Source organism: Streptomyces sp. NPDC058051, from assembly GCF_042885475.1.
In the GTDB taxonomy this organism is placed as follows: Bacteria; Actinomycetota; Actinomycetes; order Streptomycetales; family Streptomycetaceae; genus Streptomyces.
In genome coordinates, this window is the sequence record NZ_JBHVRW010000018.1 from 44,174 (window position 1) to 61,053 (window position 16,880).

General features: G+C 71.9%; 16 protein-coding genes. 8 read left to right on the forward strand and 8 right to left on the reverse strand.

Going from position 1 to position 16,880, the window contains the following annotated elements; translation table 11 throughout:
* Window positions 1–3: 3 nt before the first annotated feature.
* The gene (locus ACFVUT_RS25595) at window positions 4–681 is read right to left on the reverse strand and encodes a response regulator transcription factor (protein WP_389654214.1); all 678 of its coding nucleotides are present in this window, start codon (window positions 679–681) and stop codon (window positions 4–6) included.
* Window positions 678–1,937, reverse strand: a complete 1,260-nt coding sequence (locus ACFVUT_RS25600) for a sensor histidine kinase (RefSeq protein ID WP_389654216.1) — start codon at window positions 1,935–1,937, stop codon at window positions 678–680. The genes ACFVUT_RS25595 and ACFVUT_RS25600 overlap by 4 nt, the downstream gene beginning before the upstream one ends.
* Before the next feature lie 137 nt (window positions 1,938–2,074).
* Here ACFVUT_RS25600 and ACFVUT_RS25605 point away from each other — a divergent pair, with 137 nt between their 5' ends.
* The 6 genes from ACFVUT_RS25605 to ACFVUT_RS25630 all read left to right on the forward strand — a co-directional run bounded on the left by ACFVUT_RS25605 (window position 2,075) and on the right by ACFVUT_RS25630 (window position 7,798).
* The gene (locus ACFVUT_RS25605; protein ID WP_389654218.1) at window positions 2,075–3,160 is read left to right on the forward strand and encodes an ABC transporter ATP-binding protein; all 1,086 of its coding nucleotides are present in this window, start codon (window positions 2,075–2,077) and stop codon (window positions 3,158–3,160) included.
* Window positions 3,157–4,743 (forward strand): ABC transporter permease subunit, encoded by a 1,587-nt coding sequence (locus ACFVUT_RS25610; protein WP_389654220.1) that lies wholly within the window; start codon window positions 3,157–3,159, stop codon window positions 4,741–4,743. The genes ACFVUT_RS25605 and ACFVUT_RS25610 overlap by 4 nt, the downstream gene beginning before the upstream one ends.
* Entirely contained in the window at window positions 4,740–5,576 is an 837-nt protein-coding gene (locus ACFVUT_RS25615; protein WP_389654222.1) for an ABC transporter permease subunit, read from the forward strand. Before ACFVUT_RS25610 ends, ACFVUT_RS25615 begins: the two co-directional genes overlap by 4 nt.
* A gap of 81 nt (window positions 5,577–5,657) precedes the next feature.
* The gene (locus tag ACFVUT_RS25620; protein WP_389654224.1) at window positions 5,658–6,182 is read left to right on the forward strand and encodes a GNAT family N-acetyltransferase; all 525 of its coding nucleotides are present in this window, start codon (window positions 5,658–5,660) and stop codon (window positions 6,180–6,182) included.
* Window positions 6,183–6,314: 132 nt separating this feature from the next.
* Window positions 6,315–6,782, forward strand: coding sequence for a MerR family transcriptional regulator (locus tag ACFVUT_RS25625; RefSeq protein ID WP_389654226.1), 468 nt, complete (start codon window positions 6,315–6,317; stop codon window positions 6,780–6,782).
* Window positions 6,782–7,798, forward strand: coding sequence for an aldo/keto reductase (locus ACFVUT_RS25630; RefSeq protein WP_389654228.1), 1,017 nt, complete (start codon window positions 6,782–6,784; stop codon window positions 7,796–7,798). Before ACFVUT_RS25625 ends, ACFVUT_RS25630 begins: the two co-directional genes overlap by 1 nt.
* Window positions 7,799–7,837: 39 nt before the next feature.
* On the opposite strand, the gene ACFVUT_RS25635 is transcribed toward ACFVUT_RS25630, so the two are convergent.
* From ACFVUT_RS25635 to ACFVUT_RS25660, 6 genes are all read right to left on the reverse strand, one after another.
* The gene (locus ACFVUT_RS25635) at window positions 7,838–8,230 is read right to left on the reverse strand and encodes a hypothetical protein (RefSeq protein WP_389671051.1); all 393 of its coding nucleotides are present in this window, start codon (window positions 8,228–8,230) and stop codon (window positions 7,838–7,840) included.
* Between the two features lie 680 nt (window positions 8,231–8,910).
* On the reverse strand, window positions 8,911–9,594 hold the full coding sequence (locus ACFVUT_RS25640; protein ID WP_389654232.1) for a response regulator: 684 nt from the start codon (window positions 9,592–9,594) through the stop codon (window positions 8,911–8,913).
* Window positions 9,591–11,009, reverse strand: coding sequence for a sensor histidine kinase (locus ACFVUT_RS25645; RefSeq protein WP_389654234.1), 1,419 nt, complete (start codon window positions 11,007–11,009; stop codon window positions 9,591–9,593). The genes ACFVUT_RS25640 and ACFVUT_RS25645 overlap by 4 nt, the downstream gene beginning before the upstream one ends.
* A 187-nt stretch (window positions 11,010–11,196) precedes the next feature.
* Window positions 11,197–12,165, reverse strand: a complete 969-nt coding sequence (locus ACFVUT_RS25650; RefSeq protein WP_389654236.1) for a DUF4429 domain-containing protein — start codon at window positions 12,163–12,165, stop codon at window positions 11,197–11,199.
* A gap of 75 nt (window positions 12,166–12,240) precedes the next feature.
* Entirely contained in the window at window positions 12,241–13,452 is a 1,212-nt protein-coding gene (locus ACFVUT_RS25655) for an alpha/beta hydrolase (protein WP_389654237.1), read from the reverse strand.
* Between the two features lie 243 nt (window positions 13,453–13,695).
* Window positions 13,696–14,373 (reverse strand): TetR family transcriptional regulator, encoded by a 678-nt coding sequence (locus ACFVUT_RS25660; RefSeq protein WP_389654410.1) that lies wholly within the window; start codon window positions 14,371–14,373, stop codon window positions 13,696–13,698.
* A 152-nt stretch (window positions 14,374–14,525) separates the two neighbouring features.
* Between ACFVUT_RS25660 and ACFVUT_RS25665 the strand changes: the two genes are divergently transcribed.
* Both ACFVUT_RS25665 and ACFVUT_RS25670 read left to right on the forward strand, forming a co-directional pair.
* Window positions 14,526–16,136 carry an MFS transporter gene (locus tag ACFVUT_RS25665; protein WP_389654239.1) on the forward strand — a complete coding sequence of 537 codons (1,611 nt, stop codon included), beginning with the start codon at window positions 14,526–14,528 and terminating at the stop codon, window positions 16,134–16,136.
* A gap of 186 nt (window positions 16,137–16,322) precedes the next feature.
* The gene (locus ACFVUT_RS25670; RefSeq protein ID WP_389654412.1) at window positions 16,323–16,739 is read left to right on the forward strand and encodes a peptidase inhibitor family I36 protein; all 417 of its coding nucleotides are present in this window, start codon (window positions 16,323–16,325) and stop codon (window positions 16,737–16,739) included.
* Window positions 16,740–16,880 lie beyond the last annotated feature (141 nt).

Sequence of the window (16,880 nt, forward strand, 5' to 3'; positions counted from 1 at the left end):
TGCTCAGCCGGGTGGGGCGGCCGGGCCGGTGATCCGATACCCCACGCCGGGTGTGGTGACGATGACCGGGGGGCCGCCGAGCTTGCGGCGCAGGCGGCTGATGGTCACCGTGACCGTGTTGGTGAACGGGTCGGCGTGTTCGTCCCAGACCTGTTCGAGGAGGTCCTCCGTGCTGAGGAAGGCGGGGCTCGCGTTCAGGAGGGCTTCGAGAACCGCGAACTCCTTGACGGACAGGTCGAGTGGGCGGCCGTCGCGGTCGGCCGTGCGGCGCAGCGGGTCGAGTTCGATGCCCGCCGTGCGAAGGGTGCGGGACCGGGCGGCGGGGCGGCGGCGGGCCAGGGCGCGGATGCGCAGGACGAGTTCGGGGAAGTGGAAGGGCTTGGCGAGGTAGTCGTCGGCCCCCAGGGTCAGGCCGCTGACGCGGTCACCGGGCGAGTCGGCGGCGGTCAGCATCAGGACCATCGCGCGGCCGTCCCGTTCGGTGATCATCTGGCAGAGCGTGTCGCCGTGGATGACCGGCAGATCGCGGTCGAGCACGACGACGTCGTACGCGTTGACGTCCAGCTTGGCCGTGGCGTCGAGCCCGTCGTGGGCCATGTCCACAGCCATGCCCTGGTCGCGCAGTCCCTCGGCGATGACCTCGGCGAGGGAGCGGGCGTCCTCGACCACCAGGACTCTCAACGCGTCACCTCCGTGTCTGTGTCGGGGGCTTTTGCCGTCCTGCCGTCCGTGCGGGGGAGGGTGATGGTGACGCGCAGGCCGCCGTCGAGGCGGGCGGCGAGGTCCAGGGTGCCGTGATGGGCCTCGGTGACGGCCGCGACGATGGAGAGGCCGAGGCCGCTGCCCCGGCCGGTGCCGGTCCGGTCGGCGCCGAGCCGGCGGAAGGGCTGTGCGAGGTCCGCCACACGCCGTTGGTCGAGGACCGGTCCGCCGGACTCGACGACGAGGGACACCGCGCCTCCGCAGCTTCCTCCACCGTGTGCGGTCCGTACCGTGACGCCGATCCAGCCCCCGGATTCGTTGTGCGCGATCGCGTTGTCGATCACGTTGTCGGCCACGCGACGCAGCAGGGTCCGGCTGCCCCACACCCACGCGGTGTCATCGATCCGGCTTTCGCGCACCGTCAGGCCCTTGGCCGCGATGTCTCCGGCTCGCTCGGCCAGGGCAGCCGACGCGAGCCTGCCGAGGTCGAGCCGCCCCGAGTCGGTGAACCGTCCGTGCTGGGTGCGCGCCAGGACGAGGAAACTCTCCAACAGCCGGTCCACCTGATCGAGTTCGGCGCGCATCCGGGCGGCCAGTGTGGCCGTGGTTCCGGCGACCGGGCCCGGTTTGGCGAGGGCCACGTCCAGGGAGGCCCGCATCGTGGTGAGAGGGGTGCGCAGTTCGTGGGAGGCGTTGGCGACGAAGAGGCGCTGGGCGTCGAAGGAGCTCTCCAGACGGCCGAGGAGGTCGTCGATGGTGTCGGCGAGGTCCTTCACCTCGTCGCCGGGACCGCCCATCGCCAGACGTTCGTGCAGGCTGTCGGCGGTGATCCGGCGGGTGGCTGACGTCATCACGCGCAGCGGGCGCAGCACCCGGCCCGCGACGAACCAGCCGAGGCCGACCGAGACCACCGCCATGACGCCGAGCGCGATGGTGGACCCGATCAGGATCTGCCGGGACTGGGAGTCGTGTGCCTGGGCCAGTTGCCGCTCCAGGTCGGCGATGCGGCCCTGGGCCTGTTCCGCCGCGGCGGGCTGACCGGTGCCGCTGCCGGGCACGGCCTCGCTGGACCTCGATCCGCCGGACGCCACCGCGGCTGTGAGGGCGAGCAGTGCCGTCCCGGACAGCAGGAACAGGGTGACGTACCAGGCGGTGAAGCGTGCACGGGCGGTGCCACGGCGCAGGCCGAGCCGGGCGGTCAGGTTCGTGAGCCGTCGGGGCAGCCCCCACTTCATCCGCCTGCTCCCTTCTTGCCGCCCGGACCGGGCACGTCCCGGCCACGGTCCGTGACCAGGCTAAGCGGCGGCGCCTAACAGGGGGATGACAGCGCCGGTTCGGTTCCTGTAACCCGAGCCGCCCCAGAGTCGGGGCCATGAGCGACGAGAGCACTGCCGGCGACACCCACGGCAGCTACGACGATCACGACAGCCACGACAGCCACGACAGCTACGACGATCACGGCAGCCACGGCAGCCACGGCAGCCACGGCAGCTACGACCATCACGACAGCCACGGCAGCCACGGCACACAGGCCACGATCGAGGTCATCGGTCTGCGTAAACGCTTCGGGCCGCAACTGGCCCTGGACGGCATGACGTTCACCGTGAGCCCGGGGCGGGTGACCGGTTTCGTCGGCCCGAACGGCGCGGGGAAGTCCACGACCATGCGTGTGATCCTGGGCCTGGACGCAGCCGATGAGGGTCAGGCCCTCGTCGGCGGGGTGCCCTACCGGAGCCTGCGTAGCCCGCTGCGGCACGTGGGGGCACTGCTCGACGCCTCCGCGCTGCAGCCCGGCCGCACCGCCCGCAACCACCTGCTGTGGCTGGCCCACTCGCAGGGGGTGCCGGCCCGGCGGGTGGACGAGGTCATCGAGCAGGCCGGTCTGGGCCCGGCGGCCCGGCGCAGAACGGGCGGCTTCTCCCTGGGCATGCGCCAGCGCCTGGGGATCGCGGCGGCGCTGCTCGGCGACCCGCCCGTCATCATGCTGGACGAGCCGTTCAACGGCCTCGACCCCGACGGCATCGTGTGGATGCGCGGCTTCCTGGCGGCACTTGCCCGGCAGGGCCGTGCCGTCCTGGTCTCCAGTCACCTGATGGGCGAACTCGAAGACACCGCGGACCATCTCGTGGTGATCGGACGCGGCCGGGTCGTCGCGGACACCGGCGTCGGCGAGCTGCTCGCCCAGGCGTCCGGAGGCCGGATCACCGTGCGTACCTCCGCGTCCCCGCGTGCCGCCCGGGTTCTGCACGACGCGGGCGCCACCGTGGTCGCCACCGGCCCCGACACCCTCGGCGTCGCGGGCCTGCCCGACGAGGAGATCGTGGCCCTGCTCGCCCGGAACGGGGTGCCCTTCTCGCAGGTGTCCGCGCACCGGGCGACCCTCGAAGCGGCGTACATGGAGCTCACCCGGGACGCGGTGGAGTACCGGGGCACACCGGCGGGGGAGGCCACCCGATGACCGCGCACAACAGCGGGCGAGGTCGCACGACGACCGTCACCCGCACTCTCCGCCCCCCGGCCGCACCCCGCACGGGGCGAGGCGGCTTCCTCGGAACGCTGCACGCCGAGTGGACCAAGTTCCGTACGGTACGCGGCTGGGTCCTCGCCATGGCGGGGGCGTTCCTCGTGACGATCGTGGTCGGGCTGCTCGGCACGGCCGCCCCCGCGGGCCCCGGCGCCACCCCGTACACCAAGGGCCCCGGCGGCGAGGCCGTCAACGACAGCTTCTACTTCGTCCACCGGACGCTCACCGGTGACGGAACCCTCACCGTTGCCCTGCGCTCCCTGACCGGCCTGGCCGACAGCGGAGACGGCGGCAGGCCGGCAGAGGGTGCCCAGCCCTGGGCGAAGGCCGGGATCATCGTGAAAGAGGGCCTCACCCAGGGGTCCACGTACGCGGCGGTCATGGCCACCGGCAGCCACGGGGTGCGCATGCAGGACGACTTCACCCACGACACGGCAGGCCCTTCCGGCAAGGTTTCCGAGACGTCCCCCCGCTGGCTGCGCCTGGTCCGCTCCGGAGACAGCCTCACCGGTTACGTCTCCGCCGACGGCTCCCGCTTCACGAAGATCGGTGGCACGAATCTGTCCGGTCTCGCGCGCACCGTGCGGGCCGGGCTCTTCGTCACGTCGCCGGAAGCGAAACAGGACACCGCGGCGGGCACCGGGTTCAGCCCCGCCGTGGCCACCGGCGCGTTCGGCCGACCCGGCCTCACGGGCAACTGGTCCCCCGACGGGTGGAGCGGCACACAGGTGGGCGGCGACGCGGGTACCTCCGGCAGCTACACGAACACCACCGAGGGCGGTTTCACCCGGACCGGCAGCGGCGGGTTCACCGTGACCGGGGCCGGTGACATCGCACCCGTCGTCGGCGGGCCCGTCATGGGCGCCGCCTTCTCCGTCGAGAACTTCCTCGTCGGCACGTTCGCCGGGCTCATCGTGGTGATCGCCGTGGGTACGGTGTGCATCACCGGCGAGTACCGGCGCGGCCTGCTCCGTACGACCATGACGGCAACTCCGTTGCGTGGCCGGGTACTCGGCGCCAAGGCGCTGGTGGTCGGGGGCGTCGCGTTCGCCGTCGGCCTGGGCGCCGCCGCGATCACCGTGCCCCTCGGGGAGCACAGCGCGCGCGGCAGGGGCTTCCGGGTCTTTCCCGTCACATCGGCGACCGAACTGCGCGTCGTGGTCGGCACCGGCCTGCTCTGCGCGGCAGCCGCCGTGCTCGCCCTCGGCGTCGGCACCCTCCTGCGGCGCAGCGCACCGGCGGTCGCCCTGGTCATCGCGGCCATCGTGCTGCCCTTCCTGCTCGCCTCGTCCGGCGTGCTGCCCCCGGGCGCCTCGGAGTGGCTGCTGCGGGTGACGCCGGCGGCGGGCTTCGCCGTCCAGCAGACGCTGCCGCGGTACGCGCAGGTGCTCAGCGTGTACGAGCCGTCGACCGGCTACCACCCGCTGGCGCCGTGGGCCGGTTTCGCCGTGCTGTGCGGATACGCCGCGCTCGCTCTCGGCCTGGCCGTGGTGCGGCTGCGCGGGAGAGACGTATGAGCTTCCTGAGCCTCGCACGACGCGTGACCACAGCGGACGGCGCGTGGCGCGGGGACCTCGGCCGCGCCGTGCGCGCGGAGTGGACCAAGCTCCGTACCGCCGGAGGAACGGGCGGGCTGCTCCTGCTCGCCGTCGCTCTGACCGTGGCCGTGGGCTGCGGCACCGCCAAGGCCGTGAAGTGCCCGGACGCGGGGTGCGGTCAGGACGCCGTCAGGCTCGTTCTGACCGGTGTCACCGTCGGGCAGGCGGTTGTCGCCGTCTTCGCGGTGCTGGCCGTCAGCGGCGAGTACGGCACCGGCATGATCCGCACCACGCTCACGGCGGTGCCGAACCGGATCACTGTCCTCACCGCCAAGGCGACGGTCCTCACCACGGTCGTCCTGGCCTCCGGGACGGCCGCCGTCCTGGCCTCCCTCCTCGCCGGCCGCCACATCCTGCCCGGCAACGGATTCACCGAGGCGCACGGCTACGCCCCGCTGTCCTTGGCCGACGGGCCGACCCTGCGCGCGGCCGTGGGCTCGGTTCTCTACCTCGTCCTGATCGCCCTGCTCGGCCTCGGCGTGGCGACCGCGGTACGGGAGGCGGCACCAGCCATCGGGATCGTGCTGGGACTGCTCTACCTCTTCCCGGTCGTCACCCAGGTGGTCAAGGCCCCGGAGTGGCAGCACCATCTCCAGCAGATCGCGCCGATGACCGCCGGACTCGCGGTCCAGGCCACCGTCGACCTGGACGAACTGCCCGTCGGCCCATGGTCGGGCCTGGGCGTGCTCGCCACGTGGGCCGCGGCGGCACTGCTGGCCGGCGCCCTGCTGCTGCGGAGGCGTGACGCCTGACCTCCGGCCGGCGGATCATCGGCGGAGCCATCAGCCGTAGGCTGGCCGTCTCATGCGACGCACCGCGACGAGGATCAGCCCATGCGCAGTACCAGGATCCGCCTGATCGAGCCCGCCGACGCCGCCCCGATCGCCGCGCATCGGGTGCGGGACGTCGAGGCTTTCCGGCCGTGGGAACCGGCTCAGCCGGCCGACTTCTTCACCCCGGAGGGCCAGGCGGAGCGGATCGAGGGCCTGCTGGCCGGATACCGGGCCGGCACGGTCTGGCCGGGCGTGGTGCTCGCCGACGACCAGGTGATCGGGCAGATCACCGTCGGAGGCATCCTGCCGCAGCCGCACCTGCGCCGCGGCTCCGTCGGATACTGGATCGCCGGCGTCGCCCAGAATCAAGGGCACGCCGGGCACGCCGTCGGGCTTGCACTCCGGGTGATGGCGGACGAACTCGGGCTGCACCGCGCCGAGGCGTCCACCCATCTGGAGAATCTGCCGTCGCAGCGGGTGCTGCGCCGCAACGGGTTCAGCCCGTACGGCGTCGCGCACTCCTCGATCTTTCTCGACGGGAGCTGGCGGGACGGGCTGCTGTGGGAGCGGATCCTCGGCGACTGACCAAGGGCCGTCCCGTAATCCCCGGCGGGCGCGGTCCCCGGCCGCGCGGCAGACCGCGCGGGCCAGGTGGCGGGAAAGCTGTCCCCGTTTGCGCTTGCTTCGAGTGCACTCCAAGGTTCTAGCGTGGAGGTCATGACGGTGATGGAGAGCACTTCCGTACAAGTGGAGGAGGACGCATGCGCATCGGAACCCGATCCGCATCCGCGCCCCGACGGCCAGGACCGCTACACCATCAGTGAGGTCGTCGCCTTCACCGGGCTCACCGCGCACACCCTGCGCTGGTACGAGCGGATCGGGCTGATGCCGCACGTCGACCGGTCGCACACCGGCCAGCGCCGCTTCACCAACCGCGATCTCGACTGGCTGGCGTTCGTCGGCAAGCTGCGGCTGACCGGAATGCCGGTGGCCGGGATGGTGCGGTACGCGGAGCTGCTGCGCGAGGGCGACCACACCTTCGAGGAACGGCAGGAGCTGCTGGAGTCGACCCGGCGCGACGTCAAGACGCGGATCGCGGAGCTTCACGACACCCTCGCCGTCCTCGACCACAAGATCGACTTCTACGCGAGCGCCCGACGGGCGCCGGAGAGGCCCTGTGCCTGATGACTGACAACAAGATCGCCACGGTGGAGCTCGGCAGCGGCGGCCCGCAGGTCGGCGTACAGGGGCTCGGCTGCATGGGCATCAGCGAGTTCTACGGCGACACCGACGAGTCCTCGGCCCGCGAGACGCTGGAGACGGCGCTGGCGGCGGGTGTCACCCTCTTCGACACCGCCGACATCTACGGCAGCGGAGCCAACGAGACGTTCCTCGCCCCGTTCGTCGGGGCGCACCGCGACGCGATCACGCTCGCCACGAAGTTCGCCATCGAGCGCAAGGACGACGACCCGCACTACCGGGGCGTACGCAACGACCCGGCGTACATCCGCCAGGCCGTCGAGGACAGCCTGCGCCGTCTGAACACCGATGTCATCGACCTCTACTACATGCACCGCCGCGACCCGGCCGTCCCGCTGGCCGAGTCGGTCGGCGCGATGGCCGAGCTGGTCCAGCAGGGCAAGGTCAAGCAACTCGGGCTGAGCGAGGTGACCGGCGCGGAGCTGCGCGAGGCGCACGCCGTGCACCCGATCGCCGCCCTCCAGTCCGAGTGGTCGCTCTTCAGCCGGGACGTCGAGCGCAGCGCCGTGCCCGCCGCCGTCGAACTCGGGGTGACGTTCGTGCCGTACTCGCCGCTCGGCCGGGGCTTCCTCACCGGGGCGTTCACGGACGCGTCCAAGGACCTGTCGAAGGGCGACTTCCGTCAGTTCCAGCCGCGCTTCACCGGCGACAACGCGAAGACGAACGCCGCCCTGCTGGAGCCCGTCCACAAGATCGCGACGGCGCACGGTGTGTCGGCCGCGCAGGTGGCGCTCGCCTGGGTGCAGCAGCGGGCCCAGGTGCACGGGCTGACCGTGGTGCCGATCCCGGGCACCCGCAGGAGCAGCCGGCTGCTGGAGAACGTGGCCGCCACCCGCCTCACGCTGACCGCCGAGGAGCTGGCACTGCTGGAGCCGATCGCGGGGCAGGTGGCGGGGGACCGGTACCCGGACATGAGCTCGACGTCCGCCGCGCGCGAGTAACCGCGTCCGACCGGGGGCGCCGGGCCCCACGGCCCGGGCTCATCGGGCTTCCCCTTTCGTGATCGACACGAAGGCGCGCAGCGAATCCGTGCCCGGGGCGAAGTAGCCGGTGTGCCCGTGGGCCTCGTGCGCCGGAACGCGGCGTGCGCCGAAGTTCCGGCCGGTCGGATCGGGGCCGTCCCCGTCCCCGTTTCCGTCCCTGGTTCCGGAATGCGCTGGGGCGAGGTGAGCGTACCTGGGGTCGTGATTGGCTTGCAGGGAACGGGCGTTGGCCCGGTAGCGCAGTGCGACGGGTACGCCGTCCGGATTGCCGACGACGAGCGGATGCCGTACGGCCAGGGCCTGTTGCTGCGCGGCGGTCAACCCCCGGAAAAACCGGTTCACTTCGGCCGGTGTGGTCCGCTCCGGGTCGGGCAGCTCCCGGCCGATCACCTGATCCGCGCGCCAGGCCGCGGCGCCCGGGGGCGGCCCGGTGAGGTCTGCTGCGCATTCCCGGAGACCCAGCCGGGGCCGAATCCAGCGGTGGCCGAGGCACGTGCCCCGGTGGGGTGTCCTTCGTCGACGAGGAGGAGACCGCGGCGGCCCGCGGGCGGGCAGCGTCCGCCGTCCGCTCCGGTCCCGGCCGGGTCAGAAGAGGTGCGCCAGCGTCACCTTGACGTTGCCGAAGTCCTCCGCCTCCAGGTCCGCGCGGCGGATGAGCCAGGAGGCGATGGTATGCATGTCGCCGTCGTGGTCGCCGGTCGGGTACTGGGCCTGAGCGAGCAGCAGCCAGGTCTCCTCGCCCGTGCTCCCCCAGCGGTAGCCACCTGTTCGTGCCAGCGGTCCATGATTGTCATGCCGCCCAGCGTGTCAGCCACCTCTGACAGCGCCTCAGCCGGGCGGGCTGCACCGTCGACACCCCCCGTACCGAGGTCCACGTCGCCCCGGCCGCTCCTCGTCCCTCTTCGCCTCGTCCAGCTCCAACGGCACGCCCGGACGGGGGACGCGAACGGGCGGCGATCGAACAGGCGCCCGCGCCGGAGGCCGGGGGCGCTGCCCGCGCCGTGACACGCACTGGGCATCAGCGGCACGCACCCGCGGACCCTCCGGCGCAGGGCAGAGGGCAGGCACCCTCACCCCTCGCCCGGCACCACCAACCCCGCCTCGTAGGCGAAGATCACCGCCTGTGCGCGGTCCCGCAGATCCAGCTTGGCCAGCACCCGCCCGATGTGCGTCTTCACCGTCTGCTCGGCCAGTACCAGGCTCCTTGCTATCTCCTGGTTGGAGAGCCCGCGCGCGATCAGCTCCAGTACCTCCGTCTCGCGCGGCGTCAGTCCCTTCAGCCGCAGCGCCTGCCCGCTCCGGGTGGCCCCGGACGGCCCCTGCCGGGCGAAGTCCGCGATGAGGCGCCGTGTCACGGACGGGGCGAGCAGCGCCTCACCCGCCGCGACCACCCGTACCGCCGCGATCAGATCCGCCGGCGGCGCGTCCTTCAGCAGGAAACCGGACGCCCCGGCGCGCAGCGCCTCGTACACGTAGTCGTCCACGTCGAACGTCGTCAGCATCAGGACCTTGGGCAGGTGCACCACCCCCGCGGGCGGGTGCAGCAGCTCGCGGGCCGCCGCCAGGCCGTCCATCTCGGGCATCCGGACATCCATCAGGACCACGTCCGGACGGACCTTCCTGCTGACCTCGATGCCCTGCCGCCCGTTCGGCGCCTCACCGACCACGTCGATGTCGCTCTGCGCCGCGAGCAGTGCCGCGAACCCCGCCCGCACCATGGCCTGGTCGTCGACGATGATCACGCTGATGGTCAAGATGCCTCCGAGGCCGGGACCGAGTCCGGGTGCGTTGCGGCGGTGAGCGGCAGCCGCGCGGCCACCCGGAAACCGCCGTCGGGCAGCGGGCCGGTGTCCAGCGTGCCGCCCGTCAACCGTACGCGTTCCCGCATGCCGACCAGTCCGTGCCCGGTCCCGCTCGTCTCCAGCGGCGAACCGGGCCGCTCCGCCCGGCCGTTGACCACCAGAACGGTCAGCTGCTCACCGTCGGACGTCACCGACACCCGGGTCCGCGCACCGGGCGCGTGCCGGATCACGTTCGCCAGCGCCTCCTGCACGATCCGGTACGCCGACAGGTCCACGGCCTGCGGTACGTCCGGCAGGTCGGCGGCCAGCGACAGCTCGGCCGGCACCCCGGCCCGCACCGTCGCCTCCACCAGCTGCTGCACCCGGTCGAGCCCCGGCTGCGGCGCCCGCTCGCCCTCCGTGCCGTCGCTGCGCAGTACCGTCAGCAGGCGCCGCATCTCCGCCAGGGACTCCCGCGCGCTCGCCGCGATCGCCCCGAACTCCGCGCGCGCCTCCTCGGGCAGCCCGCTGATCCGGTAGGGCGCGGAATCGGCCTGGACCGTGATCACGGACATGTGGTGCGCGACCACGTCGTGCAGCTCACGGGCGATCCTGGTGCGCTCCTCCAGCAGCGTCCGCCGCGCCCGCTCGGCCTCGCTGATGGTCTCCTGCTCGGCGAGCCGGCGCTGTGCGTCGCCCCGTTCCCGCAGCGCCGCGCCGATCACGAGGACCACGGTGCCGAGGATCACCAGCAGCAGCGCGCTGCCGTTGCTGCGGCCCGGCGAGACCAGGTGCAGGACCAGGCCCGCCGCACCCGTCGCCGCCCAGACCGCGACCAGGGTCCGCCGGGTCTCGCGCAGGGCCAGCGCGAGCAGCAGGAAGAGGTAGCCGATCAGCGTGGGTGGGGGCCACGGCCAGACGTCGTACGAGTGGGCCGGATACCGGAGCAGCACGAACGCGCCCAGGACGTCGGCGAGGAAGACGATCCACCAGGCCTGGAGCGGCCGGTGCGCCAGCATCAGCAGCGGACCGGCCTGCGCGACGGCGAGTGCTCCCGCCACACCCCCGCCCACCTCGTACTGATCGGTCAGGACAGCGATCGTGACCGGGACGAAGAGCGCGACGAGCGCGAGGACCACCACGTACGGCAGCTGCCGCTGCCACTGCCTCGGCGCCGTTGCCAGAAGGGGCGTCGAGGGGTGGGACGGATGCGTGAGCCCGCGAGCGAACTCGCGCAGATGGCGTCGCGCGGCGCTCACGAGACCGTCGGCGACGGGCGGCGCCTGGGGTGGAGTGGACGGCCGGGGCGCCCGGGGCGGCGGAGGCGGCCCCTGCGGTGCGGGAGGCTCGTCCGGCGCGGGCGGCTGGTGCGGCGGGGAACTGGTCATGACCCGATCAGCGTAGGGAGCGGACCGGCCCGAGGACGTCATACCCGGGTTTCGATCCGCCGCCGCGCTTCCGTACGGGAGTACTACCGGCCCGACGCCTTCAGCTACCCCGACGCCTTCAGTCGTCCTGACGCCTCCGACTGCCCCGATACCTCCAGCCGCCCGTCACCTCCAGCTACTGCTACCGCTACAGCTCGGCGAGCAGTTGGGCCTTCTTCGCGCGGAACTCGTCGTCCGTCACCAGACCCGCCTGATGCAGCTCGCCGAGGTGCCGGATCCGCTCCGCGATGTCCGCGGGATCGCGCCGCACAGCGCTCGTCACCACGGCGGCCGACGCAGCGGAAGCCGAGTGCTTTCTGCGTACGGACTCCAGAACGGCGGCGGCGAACGGCAGCGATTCGTGCACCGGGCCGTAGCCGAGACCGAAGACCACCGCGGCCGGGTCCTGATCGGCCCGGGCGGGGCGGGGGCCCACCGGTCGGGCACTGAGCACCGTGTCCGTGCCGAGCTCCGCGACCGGTTCCGTACCCGGGCCGAGACCGCTCCCGGGAACCGGACGGGGAGTTGTGCACTCCAGGCCCCTCGGCACCAGCCGCAGATAGCCCTCGAAGGCTTCCGGCGAACGCCACTCGACGCCGCTCAGCTCCGACACCGGGAACGTCTGGTCGCCGGCCTTCCACTTCGCCGTGGAGGCGCCCGTCCAGAACCAGCGGAAGGAGACCCGTTCCCCGTCGAAGCCGGCCCGGCCGTCGTACGCCTTGAACTGCATCGGTGCTTCGGGGGCCGCGACCAGGAACCGGTCGGCGGGCTCCGCGGCGTCGGGGCCGAGCAGGGCGCGCAGTTCGTCGGCGTAGTACTCGGCGAGCGTCTCGCGCTCGGCGGGGAGCACCAGCCGGTACGGGTCGCTGCCGTCCTTCAGCTGTCCGGCCGCGGCCTCCAGGAGCGGGTCGGCACCCGGCCTCGGCACGGCGTGCAGGACCACCGTGCCCCGCTTGCCCGGGGTCAGCGTCACCGACGACAGCGCCGTGTGCGGGACGCGGCGCTCACGCAGGCTCTGGAAGAGCTTCGGTGTGCGTATTCCCCGTTCGAAGCGGATGAGCACGGAGTCGGTGTCGAACTCCCAGGTGGCATGAATTCCGGCCAGCACATCACCCATGTGCCTCATCGTATGCGGCACTTGCCTGCTCCGTCCCCCCTCGGTCCGAGCCCCGATGCGCGGCTCGCCGCCTTGTCAGATGCCCTGGCTGTCGGTGACGCCGTGGTGGCAGGCACGGTCGGAGCGCGCACAGCTCACCGACGCGTAGGCCCCCACGCCGATCGCGGCGAAGTTGCTGAGGCTCTCGGTGCCCGGCTCGAAATAGCCGCTGTGCCCGACCGCGTCGGACGCCGAGACGACGCGTGCGCCGAAGCCCGGGTCGACCGGGTCGGCCCCGTGGCCGAGACCGCCGAGCTCCAGGTTCGGTACGTCCTCGATCCAGTCGCCGTGGTCCCGCATCGCCCACACCCTGGCCCCGGTGTGCAGTTGCGCGGCGTTCTCCACCCGCATGCCGGGGCTGCCCGCGACCGCGATGTCGGTGACCCTGGAGGGCAGTTCGTCCGCGGCGACACCGCACAGCACCGAACCGTAGCTGTGGCAGAACAGCGAGACCGGGGCGTACCCGGGCAACGCGCCCACCAGCGCGTTCAGTCGCACCGCCCCGCGCTCCGCGAGGTTCCCCAGCGCCGCGTCCATGCCGATGCCGGCGGGCGTCGTGTAGTCGGCCCAGGCGATGACGGCGGTACGGGTGCCGGGGCGCGCGGCGCGCTCCGCCGCGTACAGCGACTTCGCCATACCGACCGGGGCGGTGTTCACCTTGGGCGCGTCCCGTTCCAGCGTCAGCAGACTGGTGTCGACACCGGGAACGATCACGGAGACCCGCTCGGCCCGGTCCAGATCGCCGAACACCTCTGCGGCGCGGCCCTTTCCGGACGGGTCGAAGGCGAGGAAGTGGCGTCCCTCGGCGAGCATCGACCGGAAGCGGTTCAACCGGCGGAGCGCCTCGGCGCGCCCGTCGGGGGAGAGCCTGGCGTCGTGCGTGCGCCGCCGCTCGACCGCCTTCGCCTGCGCCAGGGCCCGTCGGTTGGCCTGGTAGCGCAGGGTGACCGGGGCGCCGTTCATATTGCCCACGACCAAGGGGTACTTGTCGGCCAGGGCGGTGCGCTGCGCGGCCGTGAGCGTGACGAAGAACTGCGCCAGGCGCTGCGGCGGCGCGTCGGCGTCGGGCAGCGGACGCCCCGCCACGTGTCCCCGTGCCCAGGAAGCGAGTGCGAGGGCGCGCGGCTCGTCGGAGTGCTGATGACGTACGGCGGTCCAGCCGGTGGTCGCCAGCATCACGAACACCACCGCGACGGCGAGCAGGGCGCGCCATACGGTCAGCGTGGGGGAGGAGTCGAAGGAAGTCACTTCCGCCCACATTAGGAGACGTACCCGGAGAGCCGTGAGGAGGGTGACGCACATCACTCGGCAGACGGGAATTCAAAGCCCCGCGTTTCACGCTGTGTTGGTGCGCCACGCACACTCAGGCGCGCGCTCACGCGCGCACGATGCCCCGGAGCGTCGCATATGGCCATCGAAGCAAGGCTGTTGTGCGGTCGGTCACGCCGCGGCGATGAGGTGTGCCGCACATCGGACGGACTCTCCAGGGCGTCACCCGGGCCCAGGGCCGTTCTCCGTGCGCCAGTTCCCGGCCAGGGCCGGTCCGAGCTGGTCGAGATACGCCTCGGTCAGCGCGCGCAACGCGTCCACGCTGATGTCCCGCCCCTGCCCCCAGAGCTGGCCGGTCACCCGCATCACTCCGGAGAACGCGGCCACGGCGACCCTCGGACGGGGGTCCGTCGCCACGTCGAGCCCCTCGCGCTCGGCGATCAGCAGCGCGATCTGGTTCTCCAGGTCCATGCTGCGCCGCAGGTGGGTGGCGAGCAGCGACGGCGTCGACTCGATCATCTGGTACGTACGCATGTGGAGATCGACCGTGATGACCGCCTCGATCGCCTCGCCGATGCCGTTCCACGCGCAGAGGACCGCTCTGCGCAGGGCCTCGAACGGGGCTTCGTCGGCGGGCCGCCGCCGCAGCTCCGAGAGGAAGTGCGACTCCACCATCTCCTGGATGGCGAAGGCGGCTTCCTCCTTGCTGGCGAAGTAGCGGAAGAAGGTGCGCTGGGAGACCTCGACGGCGTCGACGATCTCGTCGACGGTCGTCTCCTCGTAGCCCTGGGTGGTGAAAAGTTCGAGGGCGGCGCGCAGCAGGGCGTCCCGGGTGCGCCGCTTCTTCCGTTCACGCAGACCGGTGGGACGTGTGCGCGGCCCCGACGGACGTCCACACAGTCCGGTCGGATACACGACCCGCTGCCCATCGGTCACTGAAATGGCCCTCTTCTTCTGCTTTGTGCGGCTCAGCGTACCTGTGAGCTACATGACAGTTACCGTCTTATGAAATGGTTGGTCAACTGTCAGCGACTGACACTAGTGTCAACGGTATGACTAGTCAGACCACCGTCGACAAGGCGTCGCGGGAGCCGCAGGACACCGCCCTGCCCGCACCTGCCAAGGGGCTGCGCGGCCACCCTTGGCTGACGCTCTTCTCCGTGGCCATCGGCGTGATGATGGTCGCGCTCGACGGCACGATCGTCGCGATCGCCAACCCCGCCATCCAGAAGGACCTGGGCGCCTCGCTCGCCGATGTCCAGTGGATCACCAACGGCTACATGCTCGCCCTCGCGGTCTCCCTGATCACCGCGGGCAAGCTCGGTGACCGGTTCGGCCACCGCCAGACCTTCCTCATCGGTGTCGTGGGCTTCGCCGCGGCATCGGGGGCCATCGGCCTCTTCGACAGTGTCGCGCTCGTGATCGTGTTCCGGGTGCTCCAGGGCCTCTTCGGCGCGCTGCTGATGCCCGCCGCGCTCGGCCTGCTGCGCGCCACCTTCCCGGCCGAGAAGCTGAACATGGCGATCGGCATCTGGGGCATGGTGATCGGCGCGTCGACCGCGGGCGGTCCGATCCTCGGCGGTCTGCTCGTCGAGCACGTCAGCTGGCAGTCGGTCTTCTTCATCAATGTCCCGGTCGGTGTGCTCGCGCTCCTGATGGGCCTGGTGATCCTGAAGGACCACCGCGCCGAGAACGCGCCGCGCTCCTTCGACGTCGGCGGCATCGTGCTGTTGTCCCAGGCGATGTTCTGCCTGGTCTGGGCACTCATCAAGGGCTCCGAATGGGGCTGGGGCGACTACAAGACGCTCGGCTTCCTGGGCGCCGCCGTGGCCCTGTTCGTGGTGTTCGCCGTCTCCCAGAAGAACGTCAGGGAGCCGCTGATCCCGCTGGCGATGTTCCGCTCCGTACCGCTGTCCGCGGGCACGGTCCTGATGACGCTGATGGCCTTCGCCTTCATCGGCGGGCTGTTCTTCGTCACGTTCTACCTCCAGAACGTCCACGGTCTGAGTCCCGTCGACAGCGGTCTGCGCCTGCTGCCGCTGACCGGGATGATGATCATCGCCTCGCCGCTCGCCGGCTTCATGATCACCAGGTTCGGGCCGCGGGTTCCGCTGGTCGGCGGCATGGTGTGCACCGCGGTCGCCATGTTCGGCATGTCCCAGCTGGACCTCGGCACCAGCACCCTGACCATGTCCATCTGGTTCGGTCTGCTCGGCCTCGGCCTCGCCCCGGTGATGGTCGGCGCCACCGAGGTCATCGTCGGCAACGCCCCGATGGAGCTCTCCGGCGTGGCGGGCGGTCTGCAGCAGGCGGCCATGCAGGTCGGCGGCAGCCTCGGTACGGCGGTGCTGGGCGCCATCATGGCCTCCCAGGTCGACGCGAAGCTCGCCGACAACTGGGCGGACGCGAAGCTTCCGCCGCTCGCGCCGGAGCAACTGGACGCCGCGTCCTCGGCCGTCGAGGTCGGCGTGGCGCCGGTGGCCGGCGGCACTCCGCCGGAGGTCGCGGCACAGATCGCGGGCGTCGCCCATGACACGTTCGTGTCGGGCATGAGCACGGCGTTCATGGTCGCCGGCATCGTCGCGGTGGTCGCGGCGCTGGTCGCCATGCTCACCAAGCGCGGTGAGAACGCCGAGGCAGGCGCGGGCATGGGCCACATCTGACCCGTCCGCCGCGGCGCCTTCCCGGCGTCAACACAGTGCGGACGACAGCCCCGCCGGATGGTTCCGGCGGGGCTGTCGCCTATCAGGGTGGTGTGCTCCGTGACCTCTTTCCCGGGCCTTGCCGCACAGGTCAGGGTGCGTGCAACCGATTGATTCGCACGACCACGGGGGTCCATGTCCATGTCCATGCGTATGACCGTTCTCGCCACCGCCCTGGCCGCCTGCGCCCTGATTCCGCAGGCCGCCGCCCACTCCGCGATCCCGCCGACCGCGGCGCATTCCGCAGGCCCGCGGGCCGCCGCTCACCCCGCACCCGCGCGCCTCGGGAACTGCGGAAGCGGTCAGCTCTGTCTCTGGGACAAGCCGGACTTCACCGGCGCCCGGCAGATCCATGAGCTGTCCACGATCGACATCGAGAGCTGTGTGCCGCTGCCCGCGGGCCGCAAGATCCAGGCGCTCGCCAACCGCACCGGCAGGCCCGTCACCACCTACCAGTCCGCCGAGTGCGCCGAGACCGGCGAGTTCGAGACCTATCCGGGCGGCGGCACCTGGGTGCCCCGGTCCCCGTACCAGGTACGGGCCTTCAAGGTCTGGGAGAACTGACCGGATACGCCGAGGGGCGGCGGGATCAGAAGATCCCGCCGCCCCTCGACTGCCGTGCAGGCGTGTTGCCGTCTGGCTGTGCGGTCGTGCGGTCGTGCAGGCGTGTTGCCGCCCGGCTGTGCCGTCGCGCCGACGTGCGGC